The organism is Arthrobacter sp. FW306-1B-G06A (genome assembly GCF_058781765.1).
The window spans coordinates 40,961-55,826 of record NZ_JBYSXB010000035.1 but is presented as its reverse complement, the minus strand read 5'-3'; the positions used below and the strand labels follow the sequence as shown (position 1 = coordinate 55,826).

6 protein-coding genes and 1 pseudogene are annotated in these 14,866 nt (G+C 62.1%); 5 read left to right on the top strand and 2 right to left on the bottom strand.

The window, feature by feature from the left end:
- Window positions 1–1,055: 1,055 nt before the first annotated feature.
- The 5 genes and pseudogenes from AC3WJM_RS17385 (at window position 1,056) to ppsA (ending at window position 12,225) form a co-directional block, all read left to right on the top strand.
- On the top strand, window positions 1,056–4,634 hold the full coding sequence (locus AC3WJM_RS17385; RefSeq protein WP_492260275.1) for a proline dehydrogenase family protein: 3,579 nt from the start codon (window positions 1,056–1,058) through the stop codon (window positions 4,632–4,634).
- Window positions 4,635–4,801: 167 nt separating this feature from the next.
- Complete coding sequence (locus AC3WJM_RS17380; RefSeq protein WP_492260274.1) at window positions 4,802–4,963, top strand: hypothetical protein; 162 nt, start codon at window positions 4,802–4,804, stop codon at window positions 4,961–4,963.
- A 1,666-nt stretch (window positions 4,964–6,629) separates the two neighbouring features.
- The gene (locus tag AC3WJM_RS17375; RefSeq protein ID WP_492260272.1) at window positions 6,630–8,189 is read left to right on the top strand and encodes a Re/Si-specific NAD(P)(+) transhydrogenase subunit alpha; all 1,560 of its coding nucleotides are present in this window, start codon (window positions 6,630–6,632) and stop codon (window positions 8,187–8,189) included.
- Window positions 8,190–8,218: 29 nt separating this feature from the next.
- Entirely contained in the window at window positions 8,219–9,661 is a 1,443-nt protein-coding gene (gene pntB / locus AC3WJM_RS17370; RefSeq protein WP_492260271.1) for a Re/Si-specific NAD(P)(+) transhydrogenase subunit beta, read from the top strand.
- Between the two features lie 190 nt (window positions 9,662–9,851).
- Window positions 9,852–12,225 (top strand): annotated as a pseudogene (ppsA, locus tag AC3WJM_RS17365) (phosphoenolpyruvate synthase).
- Here the strand turns inward: ppsA and AC3WJM_RS17360 are convergent.
- Together AC3WJM_RS17360 and AC3WJM_RS17355 are read right to left on the bottom strand one after the other, a co-directional pair.
- Window positions 12,218–12,781, bottom strand: a complete 564-nt coding sequence (locus AC3WJM_RS17360) for a hypothetical protein (RefSeq protein WP_492260270.1) — start codon at window positions 12,779–12,781, stop codon at window positions 12,218–12,220. The pseudogene ppsA and the gene AC3WJM_RS17360 sit on opposite strands and share 8 nt — an antisense overlap.
- Window positions 12,782–13,589: 808 nt before the next feature.
- On the bottom strand, window positions 13,590–14,549 hold the full coding sequence (locus AC3WJM_RS17355) for an ornithine cyclodeaminase family protein (RefSeq protein ID WP_492272488.1): 960 nt from the start codon (window positions 14,547–14,549) through the stop codon (window positions 13,590–13,592).
- Window positions 14,550–14,866 lie beyond the last annotated feature (317 nt).

Below are 14,866 nucleotides of genomic sequence, written 5' to 3'. Positions count from 1 at the left end.
TCGCCGACCGCGGCTTCCACATTGGAAACTCCACCCACGATCGGAGAACCACGCACAACGGACTATCGGAGGCTCGCTTCCTGCACGCCCTCTATTTCTGTTTAGGATCTCTCGGTCGGCGGGTTTCCAGAGGAGGGGCCCGGTTAACGTTCTGCGTGGATCCGGGCGAGCTGCCCAGGATGATCCTGGATTTCGTTTGCTTCTGGCGTTTCCTGAGTGCCGCGGTCGAACGCGGGTGGCCGGTCACCTGCGTGACCCGTACGCACGTTCCCGAAAAAGATCTCGACGGCGGTGGGTCCCACCCTTACGGGTGGCCCACTGTTTTCGTTGGCCCGGTATGTGCTGCGGGATTTCCGGCGTTACTCGTCCTCCGGCGAAGCTGTGAAACGCATGAGCGTCTCCATGAGGTGGAAGCTGCAGGATACGAAAGCGAGGCACCGCATGTGTTACCGTGCACGTTATTTGACGACGTACGCGTCATCCTCAGTGACAACGCGCATCGTCATGGCGCGGGCCATCCGGCCCGCGTCGGGCGGCTCCCGTCGGCACGTTGACGCGACGACAGAGTTCCGGCCGCGGGGGCCTAGCGCGGCTTTGCGCAGCCGGTCTAGCCTGTTGTGGGTGGACCCATTTCAATGGAGCGCATGGGTTGGGCAACTTCACTCCATTCGACCGAGCGGTCTTGCATTCGGGGCATCAGGCTTCCCCTGACGATGTCTATGGGGGGTGCTCCATCGGTATTCGGTGCCCACCAACCGCTTTTCGGGCACGGATTTCCGCTGCGGGCCCAGATCTCCCTGGACTCCGACCGGGCTGCTGTGTGCCGGACCGATGATATCGCCTTCATTAGAGTCTCCCTTCCTATCCGGGTTGTCGGAATCAGTCCTGAAGTCACCTACTCCACCCGCATGATAGGTATCAGGTGTAATACCTCATAGTATACTATTTTTAAACGTGGAATCAAGGATGGCTCTACGGTCGAGCCAAAGAAGTGTATTCCGGGCTTCGCGTACGCCGGATGAGTGTCAAAAAACCCATATTCGAGGAGTACATCCATGACTAAATCTGCAGGGATCAGCGCTGAGTTGGTCCGACCCGAGGATCTCGCTGAGGATGCCGTCGCGCTGGTCCGGCGCTGGCTCGCCGAGGGAGCAAGGGTGCCCGTCGACGCAGCCGCGGCCCAGCTGGCCGGTGTCCTGAAAGACCCCAACGGCCTGGGCTTCACGGTAGGTTTCGTCGACGGCGTTGTCCGTCCTGAAGACAAGGCGGTCGCTGCAAGGAACCTCAATATGTTGGCACCGAGCGTCCCGGCCTTCCTGCCGTGGTACATGAAGTCCGCTGTGGCCGTGGGGGGCTCCCTGGCTCCCGCTATTCCCGGTGTCGTAGTCCCGGTTGCTCGCAAGGTGCTCCGGGAAATGGTCAGCCACCTGATCGTGGACGCAACCGACGAAAAGCTCGGCCGCTCAATTGCAAAGATCAAAAAAGACGGCATCCGGCTGAACGTAAACCTGCTTGGCGAGGCCATCCTCGGAGAGGGTGAAGCGTCCCGCCGGCTTGAGGGCACAAGAAAGCTACTGGCCCGCCCGGACGTTGACTACGTCTCGATCAAAGTCTCCTCGACCGTGGCCCCTCACAACCACTGGGCCTTTGACGATGCCGTCGGCCATATCGTGGAGAAGCTCGCCCCGCTGTACCGACTCGCTGCCTCCTCCTCCCCGCGCAAGTTCATCAACCTGGACATGGAGGAATACAAAGACCTCGACCTGACCATCGCGGTCTTCACTCGGCTGCTTGAGATGCCCGAATTCCGCACCCTCGAAGCAGGTATCGTCCTGCAGGCCTACTTGCCCGATGCCCTGAGCGCTATGATCGGGCTGCAGGAATGGGCCGCTACCCGCACCGCAAATGGCGGTGCACCGATCAAGGTCCGCGTCGTCAAGGGCGCCAACCTTCCCATGGAACAAGTCGACGCGGACCTGCACGGCTGGCCGCTGGCAACCTGGGGCACCAAACAGGATTCCGACACATCCTACAAAGCCGTGATCGACTACTCCCTGACGCCCGAACGAATCCGGAACGTCCGCATCGGCGTCGCCGGGCACAACCTGTTCGACGTCGCCCTCGCCCACCTGCTGGGCAAGGCCCGCGGAATCACCTCCGGCATCGAATTCGAAATGCTCCTCGGCATGGCCACCGGACAGGCCGAAGCCGTCAAGCGCGACGTCGGCTCCCTGCTCCTCTACACCCCGGTCGTACATCCTAGCGAGTTCGACGTAGCGATCGCTTACCTGATCCGCCGCCTGGAAGAAGGCGCCAGCCAGGAAAACTTCATGTCCGCAGTCTTCGAACTGGACAAAAACGAAGCCCTGTTCGAACGCGAAAAACAGCGCTTCCTCGCCTCCCTGGCTGCCCTGACCGATACGGTTCCCGGACCGAACCGCGGCCAGGACCGGACCCGCTTTGACGCCGACGAGACCCTGGCCGAAGCGATGTCCCGGTCGGGACTGGAAATGGGCGGAATCGGTCATGGCGGGCCCACTGCCAGCTTCGCCAATACCCCTGACACGGACCCTGACCTGCCTGCCAACCGCTCGTGGGGCCGGGGCATCCTCAACCAGGTCCCGTTCTCACTGTTGGGCGAAGCAACGGCCGACACCTGTGAACTGGACACCGCGGACGAACTCGAAACCGTCATCGAAACGGCCGTCACCCGCGGTGCTGCCTGGGGTGCCCTCACCGGGGCGGAACGCGCCGTTGTGCTCCACCGGGCAGGGGTCCGGCTGGAGGCACACAGGGCAGATCTGTTGGAAGTTATGGCATCAGAATGCGGGAAAACCCTGGACCAGGGCGACCCCGAAGTCTCCGAGGCCATCGACTTCGCACACTATTACGCTGAACTGGCCAAGGAGCTGGACACGGTCGATGGTGCAGAGTTCATCCCGTCGAAGCTGACCGTCGTCACTCCCCCGTGGAACTTCCCCGTCGCCATTCCGGCCGGCTCCGTCCTCGCAGCCCTGGCCGCTGGCTCCGCCGTTATCATCAAACCTGCCCGGCAGGCACGTCGCTGCGGTGCCGTCATGGTCGAAGCCCTCTGGGAAGCCTTCGACGAAGCAGGGATTGACCGGGACGTGCTCCAGTATGTGCAGCTGGCCAAACGGGAACTGGGCACCACCCTGGTATCCCACCCCGCTGTGGACCGGCTCATCCTCACCGGCGGGTACGAGACGGCCGAACTGTTCCGTTCCTTCCGCAAGGACCTTCCCCTGCTCGCCGAGACCAGCGGCAAGAACGCCATCATCGTCACCCCGAGCGCGGACCTCGACCTCGCCGCAAGAGACGTCGTGCAGTCGGCGTTCGGGCACGCCGGGCAGAAATGCTCCGCCGCCTCACTGGTCATCCTCGTCGGATCCGTCGCAACGTCGCGCCGCTTCAACCAACAGCTCATCGACGCCGCCCGGTCCCTGAAAGTCGGATATCCGGTTGACCCGCAGACCCAGATGGGACCGGTTATCGAACCGGCCAATGGGAAGCTCCTGAATGGACTCACCAAACTCGGTATCGGAGAGCAATGGGTACTCGAGCCGCGCAAACTCGATGACAGCGGCAAGCTCTGGAGCCCCGGCGTACGTACGGGTGTCCAGCGAGGCAGCGAGTACCACAAGACCGAATACTTCGGACCCATCCTGGGAATCATGACCGCCGACACCTTGGAAGAAGCGGTCAGCATTGTCAACGATATCGACTACGGCCTCACATCCGGCCTGCACTCCCTGGCCCCCACGGAACTGAAGTACTGGCTGGAAAACATCCAGGCCGGAAACCTGTACATCAACCGTGGCATCACCGGAGCGATTGTGCGCCGCCAACCCTTCGGCGGTTGGAAGAAGTCTGCAGTCGGCGCCGGCACCAAGGCCGGCGGGCCCAACTACCTGGTCGGCCTCGGTGCATGGAAAGACGCCCCCATCAAGGACATCTCCGTGGCTCACCTCTCCGTACCGGCACGGCAAATCCTGACTGCAGCTGCTGACGTAGCCAGCAGCTGCAGCATCAGCGCCGCAGATGTCACTTGGCTTGAATCAGCACTCGGCTCCGATGTCGAAGCCTGGCGGACCGATTTCGGTGCCACCCGCGACGTGTCAGGGCTCCGGGCCGAGCGGAACCTCTTCCGCTACAAGCCGGTACCGGTCACTGTCCGCTACGAGGAGGCAACATCCGGGCACGGTATTGCCGAATTGCTGCGCGTCGTCTCGGCCGGCCTGACCGCCTGGGGCGGAAGCGCCCCGCTGAACGCCCTGACGGTCAGCACCGCCGAACCGCTCACGGACACGATCGCACGGGCTCTCCGGGACTCCGGAGTAGTCATGGCGGTCGAAAACACAACAGCCTGGCTCGCCAGGGTCCAGCGGTACGCAGGCAAGACCGGACCGGACTCCGGAGTCCGCATCCGCCTGATCGGTGCGCCCACGCCTGCTACAGCCGACGCAGCCGGCGGCAAACCCGACGTGGCCATCTACGCCAACCGGGTCGTCGCCGCCAGCAGGGTCGAACTGCTGACCTTCCTGCAGGAGCAGGCAGTCTCCATCACAGCACACCGGTTCGGCACCCCGAACCAGCTCTCAGACACGATCATCTAACCCAGTCGACACGGTCCGGGTCCACCACTGGCATCGCAGTTTCAAGGACCCAGCCCACCAAACTCCCCTCATCAAAATCGTGGACCAACATGCGTCAGTCACGACGATCATCATCCCGAACAGCAGACACCCAGACACCATGGGGCATCCGCCCCGGAAAGGCTTACATGTTCTCCCCCTACTTCGCAGTGATGCTGCTCCTCCTGGCCGCCGGCACCATCTGCATGGTCTCGGCAACGTCCACGCTGATATTTGGCGCGGGACTGATCCCGCTCACCACAGGTGCAGGAGGGCTTTCTGCCGGGTTGATGACACGCGGAGCCAAATGATGACCGGCCGGCTTTGCCCGCCTTCCCGACGAACCGCAGATCGGAAGCAGTGATGAAGAAGCGTATCTCCCACGATCAGGACCCCCGCACACCCCGAGCGCATCCCGACAGGGTCCTCGAAGCGAAAACCGGCGAAGACTGCCCGCTCAACGGATGGTGGGTGCCGTCCAACCAGGAAGGAGACCCCCTGTTCGTCGGCGGAGGAAGCATCATGCCAGCCAACTGGGGAGGGTCTATGGTCTGGACATTGCCCGCGCGTCAATCGGGCACTCAAAAGTCCAAGTATCGCAACCCTGCGGTAGGAGCCTTCATTGACAATTTCTAACCCACCCCGCAAAGACCTCATGGCGGGTCAGCAGCGCCCGCTGGAGGGCAAGACTGGGCAGCCGCCGACTGCACTGATCACGGAATACCAGCTCAACTTTCCATCGAGCTACTCCCGCCAAGATTGTTCTGAAGACTGCCACTACTGCAACGGGCCGGAAACTGACTAATGGCTAAGCCAATGCTCTCGAGTCCCTGGCCAGAAGAATGTACGCCGTGACGTTTCACGTGCGAGGACTGGAGCCTCCTTGCCCACCGGAGTGTCCGGATCCGCAGGCAAGGACAACCCGTTCGGTGTCCTCGCAACCGGGGAGGCCTGGTTTCATCCATCAGCACACTGATGTCTTTTTAGAAAGGACCTGGACATGCGCGCGGCCGAACAGGGGTTTTGCGTTTCCCCGAATGACCTCTTTCATGACCCTTTGACAGGAGCAGACTCCGATCATCAGATCCATCGATTGCCGGCCCGTCAGGCACCCGGTGGGCCTCAGCAACAGCGCCCGTCGCCCAGGAGGTCGGCACATTGGCGGAAGAGCCGAGAAGATGCCCTCGCTCAGGTGTCCCGCGATCTCCGGCTTCTTGCGCAACTCAAAAGCAAGAAGCCCGAGATCGCGAACTGACCCATCTTCGGGGAATCTCTTGGCAAGTCCGTCGTAGCAAACGGCAGCGCCAGCGGCACCGACCTGCGAAGCAGCCGGTTCGGAAGAGGGGGCCCGCTATAACCCTGGGCGGCCATTCGGCGACCGGCAGAACATAGCCATCGACGTTGGGAAGCCGCACCTCCGGATGCGACCCACGACCCCGTCACGCTCTCCCGTGCTGTGCGACAACCATTAGTTCGGGTGGCTTGTGAAAAAGTGAAATATCCGACGCTAGGGATTTGTCGGGCGTCGTAGCGGCCCGTATTTGCCTGGTTTGAGGTGGCGGAGTGGCCGGAAGGTCGGTGAGTCGAATCACATCGTTGGCCGTGGCAGGGTTCTTCCGGTGTGAACGGGACCTTGGTCAGGAGGCGCAGCAGGAGAGCCCGGAGACGCCAGTGGTGAAGGACTGGGCGGCGTCTTATGCCTTCGGCCATGGTCAGGTACGGGCTCCACAGGCTCGCCACCTGGTCCATACCAGAACTCCTGGCCCCGAAAAGGTGACCGTGGAGGAACTTACCCATCGTAAAGTCCGGAGATTACCTCCCGCCGGGCCGGCTGGAGCTACAGACTTGGCAATCTGAAATTCGGGGAAGGGCGCTCAAGCCCCGGAATCATCGTGAGCGCCACTCTTCATCGAAAAAGGACGCAGGTTTTCGTCCGCAGCTGAGTACACCAAAACATACATGTTAGAGGGAGAAATAGTGACACGTATCGGAATTGTGGCCGAGTTGGGCCGTGAGACAAGAGTGGCGGCGACGCCCACAACCGTGAGGCAGTTGGCGGGGTTGGGCTATGACGTCGTGGTCGAGAAGGGCGCGGGGGAGTCGGCATCTTTTGCAGACGACGCTTATGCGGCGGCGGGGGCCATGATTGTAGGCGCCGACGAGGCATGGGGCAGCGAGGTGGTGTTGAGGGTGAATCCGCCCACTGAGGAGGAGATCAGCCGTCTGGCCGAAGGGGCAACCCTGATCGGGTCGCTGAGCCCGGGTTTGCGGCCAGACCTCGTCGAGGCCCTGGCGGCACGGCCCATCACTGCACTTGCACTGGATGCCGTCCCTCGGATCTCCCGGGCGCAGTCGATGGACGTCTTGAGTTCGATGGCGAACATTGCCGGTTACCGGGCCGTGATTGAGGCGGCACACGAATTTGGGTGGTTTTTCACGGGGCAGGTGACTGCCGCGGGCAAGGTTCCGCCGGCGAAAGTCCTTGTCGCAGGCGCCGGCGTCGCCGGCCTCGCAGCGATCGGTGCTGCGAGCAGCCTGGGCGCGATCGTGCGCGCGACGGACCCGAGGCCCGAGGTGGCGGATCAGGTGAAGTCCATCGGGGGAATCTACCTTAAGGTGGAGGTCGCCGAAGTCATGGAGTCCACGGACGGATACGCCAAAGCCACGAGTGAGGCCTACAACGCCCGGGCCGCGGAGATCTACACTGAGCAAGCCCGCGATGTGGACATCATCATCACTACCGCCCTGATCCCGGGGCGCCCGGCACCGAAGCTGCTCACGGCCGAGGACGTGGCCGGCATGAAATCCGGCAGCGTCATCGTTGATATGGCCGCCGGGCAGGGCGGCAACGTCGAAGGCTCCGTCGCAGGGGAACGGATCGTAACGGACAACGGGGTCGTGATCCTGGGCTACACCGATCTACCGGCCCGGTTGCCGGCCCAAGCGTCCCAGCTGTACGGGACGAACATGGTGAACCTGCTCAAACTACTGACCAAGGACAAAGACGGGCAGCTTCGAATCGACTTTGATGACGTGGTGCAGCGTTCCGTGACGGTGGTGCGGGACGGTGAGAAGACCTGGCCCCCGCCCCCTGTCCAGGTCTCAGCCGCCCCTGTTCAGAGCGAAACTACGCGTGCGGCGGAGCGCTCCGCAGACAAGGCAGCAAAAAAGACGGGCCTCAGCCCTGCGGGTAAGGCCGGGCTCTTTGCCGCTGAGATTGCGGTGCTCTTCGGGATCAACGCGGTCGCCCCGGCGCCTCTGCCCCAGCACTTCACGGTGCTGATGCTTTCGATCGTGGTCGGCTTCTACGTCATCGGGAAGGTCCACCACGCCCTGCACACCCCGCTGATGTCTGTCACGAACGCGATCTCGGGGATCATCGTCGTCGGCGCGCTGCTGCAGGTCACCTCCGGCAACCCCGTCATGCAGGTCCTCGCCGCCGTCGCGGTGCTGCTGGCCAGCATCAACATTTTCGGCGGCTTCGCCGTCACCCGGCGCATGCTGGCGATGTTCTCCGCCGGGAAGGCCCGTTCATGAGCGCCGTATCCGAAGCAGCTGGAATTCTAATGAGGAGCCTTACCGTGTCTGATACCGTCTTCGGTCCGTTGACCGCCGACTCCATCGCCGGAGCGGCGTACATTGTCGCGGCCCTGCTGTTCATCCTCAGCCTTGCCGGGCTGAGCCGGCATGAGAAAGCCCGCGCCGGGGTCATCTACGGCATCACCGGCATGGTCATCGCCCTCGCCGCGACAGTCTGGCTGACCGTCAAGGGCGCCTGGGGCACCGGGCACGCTCTGACCGGCCTGGGCCTGCTCGTTGCAGCGGTCCTGGTCGGCGGCGCGATCGGGCTCTGGCGCGCCCGGGTCGTGGAAATGACCGGGATGCCCGAGCTCATCGCCCTACTGCACAGTTTCGTGGGCCTCGCAGCGGTCCTGGTCGGCTGGAACGGCCACTTCGAAGCCCCCGCCCTGTCCGCGGATCTGATGAATGTCCACCATGCAGAGGTGTTCATCGGCGTGTTCATCGGCGCGGTGACCTTCACCGGATCGATCGTGGCGTTCCTGAAACTCTCGGCCCGGATGAAATCCACGCCTTTGATGCTGCCGGGCAAGAACGTCATCAACCTCGGGGCCCTCGCCGCGTTCGTGGTCCTGACGGTCTGGTACGTCAACGACTCCCAGCTCTGGCTGCTGATCGTTGTCACTTTCCTCGCCCTCGGGCTGGGCTGGCACCTCGTGGCCTCCATCGGCGGCGGCGACATGCCCGTCGTCGTCTCCATGCTGAACAGCTACTCCGGCTGGGCCGCAGCAGCCGCAGGATTCCTGCTGAACAACGACCTCCTCGTCATCACCGGCGCCCTCGTCGGCTCCTCCGGCGCCTACCTGTCCTACATCATGTGCAAGGCCATGAACCGGTCCTTCATCTCCGTGATCGCCGGCGGCTTCGGCATCGCAGCACCAAGCACCGGGGGCGACGTCGAGCAGGGCGAGCACCGGGAAATCACCGCGGAAGCCACCGCGGAGATGCTGACCAACGCCTCGTCCGTGGTCATCACCCCCGGGTACGGCATGGCCGTCGCCCAGGCCCAATACCCCGTCGCCGAACTCGCCCACCAGCTCCGCGAACGCGGCGTGAACGTCCGGTTCGGCATCCACCCCGTCGCCGGCCGCCTCCCAGGGCACATGAACGTCCTCCTCGCCGAAGCCAAAGTCCCCTACGACATCGTCCTGGAAATGGACGAAATCAACGAAGACCTCGGCGACACCTCCGTCGTCCTCGTCATCGGCGCCAACGACACTGTCAACCCCTCCGCCGCCGAAGACCCGGGAAGCCCCATCGCCGGCATGCCCGTCCTGCGTGTCTGGGAAGCCGACAACGTCATCGTCTTCAAACGCTCCATGGCCGCCGGCTACGCAGGAGTCCAGAACCCCCTGTTCTACCGCGAGAACTCCCAGATGCTCTTCGGCGACGCCAAACAACGCGTCGAAGACATCCTCCGGGCGTTCTAAGCGCGAACGCCTCCTGGCATAGCCAGCGTCGGACACTCGACGTTCGAGGTCGCACTCAACCCCAATGCAGCGTTCGACCTCAACCTTGAACTCGACCTGCTCTCAATATGGTTGTGCAGGTTTCGCCTTCACAAGGCACCCGAGATAGCTCACGGAAGCGAAACAGGGGGACCGCCTACAGGCGGTCCCCCTGTTCGTGAGCATCGTTGTCCGGGTGGGCGGAAAGAACGCCTCGCTCGGTGAGTAGGCTCAGAACCTGACCTCAGCCGGGGTCCAGGTCCCGGACGGCTTCGCCACGACCGCGGATACGTACCGCAATTTCTTGGCTGATTCCGGCGTGGATCAGAAGATCGCCGACCGGCTGGTCGGCTTGGACACTGATGACGTGACAGCCCTTGCCTCTGCCGGACAGGATATCCGGTCAATGATGCGTGAGACGCCGTTCCTGCCGGACTTCGAGGTGCAGATCCGGGACTCCTACCAGAAGCTGGTGGACAAGCACGGCGGTTCCAAGGACCTCTCCTGGGCCGTCCGTTCCAGCGCCACCGCAGAAGACCTGCCGGAAGCATCGTTCGCCGGGCAGCAGGAAACCTTCCTGAACATTCGTGGCATCGAGAACATCCTGCTCGCGATTAAGGACGTGTTTGCGTCCCTCTACAACGACCGGGCCATCGCCTATCGCGTTCACCACAAGTTCGAACACGCCGACGTCGCATTGTCGACTGGCGTTCAGCGAATGGTGCGTTCAGACATTGGCGCTTCCGGTGTCATGTTCACTATGGACACCGAATCCGGTTTCCAGGACGCCGTCTTCGTCACATCTTCCTACGGTCTGGGCGAGGCCGTCGTCCAGGGTGCCGTGAATCCGGACGAGTTCTACGTTTACAAACCCGCGCTGCAGGCTGGCCGACCTGCAGTTCTCAAACGCGGTCTGGGAGAAAGCCCTCCAAATGACCTACACGAACTCTTCTGAAGTCGGACGCACCATTGATTTCGTACCGGTGGAAGCCGCGCTACGGAACCGCTTCAGTCTCAGCGACCACGACGTCGAGCAGCTTGCCCGGCATGCCGTCGCCATCGAACACCATTATGGCCGCCCGATGGACATCGAATGGGGAAAAGACGGGATCGATGGTGGACTCTACATCCTTCAGGCACGCCCGGAAACCGTCCAGTCCCGACGTGCTGCGGGGAACCTGAGCCGTTTCCGGCTCAACGGCGAAGGCCGCGTGCTGGTTGAGGGCCGCGCCATCGGCCAGCGGATCGGCGCCGGCAGCGTCCGCATCCTCACCGCGATCGACCAGATGGCCGCCTTCAAGACCGGAGACGTCCTCGTCGCCGATATGACCGACCCGGACTGGGAACCGATCATGAAGCGCGCCTCGGCCATCGTGACCAACCGCGGCGGGCGCACGTGCCACGCCGCCATCATCGCGCGTGAACTTGGCATACCCGCCGTCGTCGGCACCGGGTATGCCACAGATGCACTCAGCAACGGCCTCGAGGTGACCGTTTCCTGTGCTGATGGTGAGACCGGCATGATCTACGAAGGGCTCCTGGATTTCACGGTTGAGGAAACGGAAATCACCCAACTGCCTGAAGCGCCGGTCAAGGTCATGATGAATGTAGGCACCCCGGAACAGGCGTTCACCTTCGCGCAGCTGCCCAACCACGGGGTGGGGCTTGCCCGCCTGGAATTCATCATCAACCGGCAGATTGGTATCCACCCCAAGGCGTTGCCGAACCTCGTCGACCAGCCTGCCGACATCGCAGCGGCGATCCGGGAGCGGATCTCCGCATACGATGGCCCCCGCGACTACTACATCAAGCGCCTGGCCGAGGGCGTGTCCACCATTGCTGCGGCCTTCGCACCTGAACCCGTCATTGTCAGGATGTCCGACTTCAAGTCCAACGAATACGCGAACTTGATTGGCGGACCCGCTTACGAACCACACGAAGAGAACCCGATGATCGGGTTCCGCGGCGCCTCACGATACTTGGAGCCTTCCTTCCGGGACTGCTTCGATCTCGAGTACGAGGCCCTGTCCTTTGTCCGCAACGAGATGGGGCTCACGAACGTCAAGTTGATGATCCCGTTCGTGCGGACCCTGGACGAGGCTAAAGGCGTCCTTGAGCTGCTGGCCGAGAACGGCCTCAAACGCGGCGACAATGGCCTCGAGGTAATCATGATGTGCGAGGTTCCGTCCAACGCGCTGCTCGCCGACGAGTTCCTTGACTACTTCGATGGATTCTCGATCGGTTCCAATGACATGACGCAGCTGGCGTTGGGCCTGGACCGGGACTCGGCGGCCGTATCCGGAGGCTTTGATGAACGAAATCCAGCTGTAAAGCAGCTCCTGAGCATGGCCATCAAGGCCTGCAAGAAGCGCGGCAAGTATGTGGGGATCTGCGGCCAAGGACCCAGCGACCACACCGACTTCGCCGAGTGGCCGGTCGAGGAAGGCATCGATTCCGTCTCCTTGAACCCCGACACCGTGGTGGACACCTGGCTCCGGCTCGCCAGCCCGGCCGTCAAGGCAGGGGTCGGCGCCGAGGTCAACTGACGGTACGGCGCCGAGGGAAGACTGGTAGAGGAACGATGGTGAGCCCGGATGGGGCGGCCTTCGTCGTAGTGGCCCACTTGAGGAAGCGCTCGGCGATGCGCCGGGTTGTTAGCCCTTCTGCTTGCCAGACGTCGAGGTGGGATTGCTGGAGCTCGGGCAGTTTGATGCCGTGGCCTGTGAGCCAGTTCAGGAGGTCGATGGCGACGGCGACTTCCTGTTTGGCGCGGAGGAAGGTGCCGCGGGTGACTTCGTCCATGTGGTTCATCCGTCGTTGGTGATGCCAGCGGATGTAGCGGTGGATCACCTCACTGTCCCGAGGGTCACTGACCCGTTCGAGTGCTTCAGCCGCCCAGCTGTCATAGCGCTTGCGGAGTTCGTCGCGTCGGGGGAGCACCCCGTGTTCGGAGAGGAGTCCGCGGACGTATTCGCGGGTGTGTGAGTCGGGCAGTCCGTCGAGGGCTTCATGGGTGATCTCGGGTGCGACCGCCAGATTGCTTAGGAACGCGGTGACGTGTTTTTGGCGGATCCAGGTCAGGCCGCAGTTGGCCCGCTTCATCGACTTCAGCGCCGCCGCCAGCGGGATCAGATCGTTGGCGATGGTTCCCGTGGCGGGGTTGGTGAGGAGGTCATCTACGACATTGCCGAGGACGCAGGTCCAGCAGCGTCCTCCGCTGTGGAGTTCGTCTGCTGGGGAGAGTATTGAGCGAAACGAACTTTTTCATAAGTTATTGGATCTGGCGTGTGTTTACTGGTTTTGGGGCTTTGATTCGGTGGCTAAGGCCATGACACCGGCAGAGACACCGCCCGCACCCACACTCAAGAGGACCAGTCCGAGGCCTAGGCCAAGTGTGGAACTAGCGGAGACAGCTCCGATGACTCCGTAAAGTGTGAGCAGAAGATTGACCGGGAAGTAGATTCGCAACATGGAGGGACTTTCTTCGAGGCCTACCGGGCTGGGGGCGGTGGCTAATTTGATGGCCGGGTCTGTTGTAACTTGGTTCCCCGGTGGCCAGCGGCCAGCCGTAGGTTGTTTGCTGCCACTGCTCTGTCCGGGGGAGTGGTGACACCGTCGACGAACTCACTGTGAAATCCGGTCCGCCGCGGGCCCTTCAGTGCCCCGGTTAACTGGTAGCGCCGGTATTAGCGAGCACCGGTGCCCCTCGGCCAGCCACCACCGGATGAGCGCCACGGCCTCCTCGGCCAAATCGGCTGGTCGGACCACTTCCTGCTCTTTTCTCAGTCTTACTTATGCAAGTACTCTCAAAGTGAATTTTGTTGGCTGTGAGCCCTCCATCGTCAACGCCGAAGTCATGTGTCCGATAGTTTTCGATGGTGCGGATATTCTTTGAGGTGCAGGCGGGTGTCTATCGCGCTACAGCTTGACTTTCTGTAAATGCCTGGATGATTGCCGTTGCAATGACCAAGTCCTCCCAAGACATGCCCGAACTTTTAAATAGGACGGGACGATCCAGGTCCAAGTACGCGGCACCGTTGGCAACGTCTTTCATCGGGATCAGCGCGTCCTCAGTTAGATGTCCTTCCGCAATGGCCATAATGATGTCCCCTGACTCACGGAGAGCCGTGGGTACGTCTTCAACGATTACCTGCGCACGGCCGCAGAACGCCCCATCCACTTCTCGGATGTGGGGTTCGTGGGAACCTACAGCGACAACGATGACATCACTCCGTGCCACGGAGGAGTCAAAGAGGGGTCTACTTGCGGAGGTCGCGCAAACTATTACGTCGGCAGCGGCCACTGCAGCAGATGCTGCCTGTGACCCTGATTCGACGACCTGTCCTGCTGCAAAGGGCGGCAAGCTGACGCGATCTGGATTGCGGACGATGTAGGTCACATTTTCTATTTCTCGTCGGCCGTCCATGACGTCAATGATGGTGTTGACATGCCCAACGGCCTGGTGGCCAGCGCCAAAGATGGCCAACCGCAGGGGAGTGGATCGCCGGGCCAGGACTGGCTGGATTGCTGCCACGGACACGGCGGGCGTACGGAGAGTCGTCAGAGCCGCGCCGTCCAGGATTGCCTCCGGCGTGAGCGTAAGAGCGTTAAAGAGTATGTAGAGCGCCTGAATTCGCGGAAGGTCCCTATCTGGATTTTCGGGATTTACAGTAGCTATTTTTACACCGGCATGATGGGCAGTCTCCGCTGGCATTATTAGGAACTGTCCCTGGTTCAGGGGGACGATTGCCCGTGGCGGATCCGTAGCAGGATTCAGTCCTGCGACTAAGGCATCCGTAATAGCAGCGGTCGCTTGTGCAGGACCGAGAAGGTCGCGGACCTCAGTGCCGCTTATGAACTCAAGCTGCATTGGTCTCACCGCAATCCCGGCGAATAGAGGAGCGGGTTGTTTTCGTTTCTGGGATCAAAATTGTTTACCTGTGTCTTGCGGCGCCACATGGTGACACCTGAGCGAGTGAGTCCGGGCCGAGACATCTGTGAATAGGAAGCCGAGGTGCATCAACCGTGGAGGAACCGATCGCAACTCAGTTTGGCCATGGGAGAACGGAGCAACCCGGTCGTTGGCCTGTCCATTGCTAACCCCACCTCGGCTCGGTAGGGTATTACACCTGATAGTAGACCGAAGTTGGTGTTCGCGCCAGCCAAACCGCACTAACTGCATTGCCC

What these genes read in the sequence shown, in the direction of transcription:
- AC3WJM_RS17360 (WP_492260270.1), bottom strand. Translation starts at nt 12,781, where the DNA reads ATGAAGCGGGCCAACTGCGGCCTGACCTGGATCCGCCAAAAACACGTC.
- AC3WJM_RS17385 (WP_492260275.1), top strand. Translation starts at nt 1,056, where the DNA reads ATGACTAAATCTGCAGGGATCAGCGCTGAGTTGGTCCGACCCGAGGAT.
- pntB (WP_492260271.1), top strand. Translation starts at nt 8,219, where the DNA reads ATGAGGAGCCTTACCGTGTCTGATACCGTCTTCGGTCCGTTGACCGCC.
- AC3WJM_RS17380 (WP_492260274.1), top strand. Translation starts at nt 4,802, where the DNA reads ATGTTCTCCCCCTACTTCGCAGTGATGCTGCTCCTCCTGGCCGCCGGC.
- AC3WJM_RS17355 (WP_492272488.1), bottom strand. Translation starts at nt 14,549, where the DNA reads ATGCAGCTTGAGTTCATAAGCGGCACTGAGGTCCGCGACCTTCTCGGT.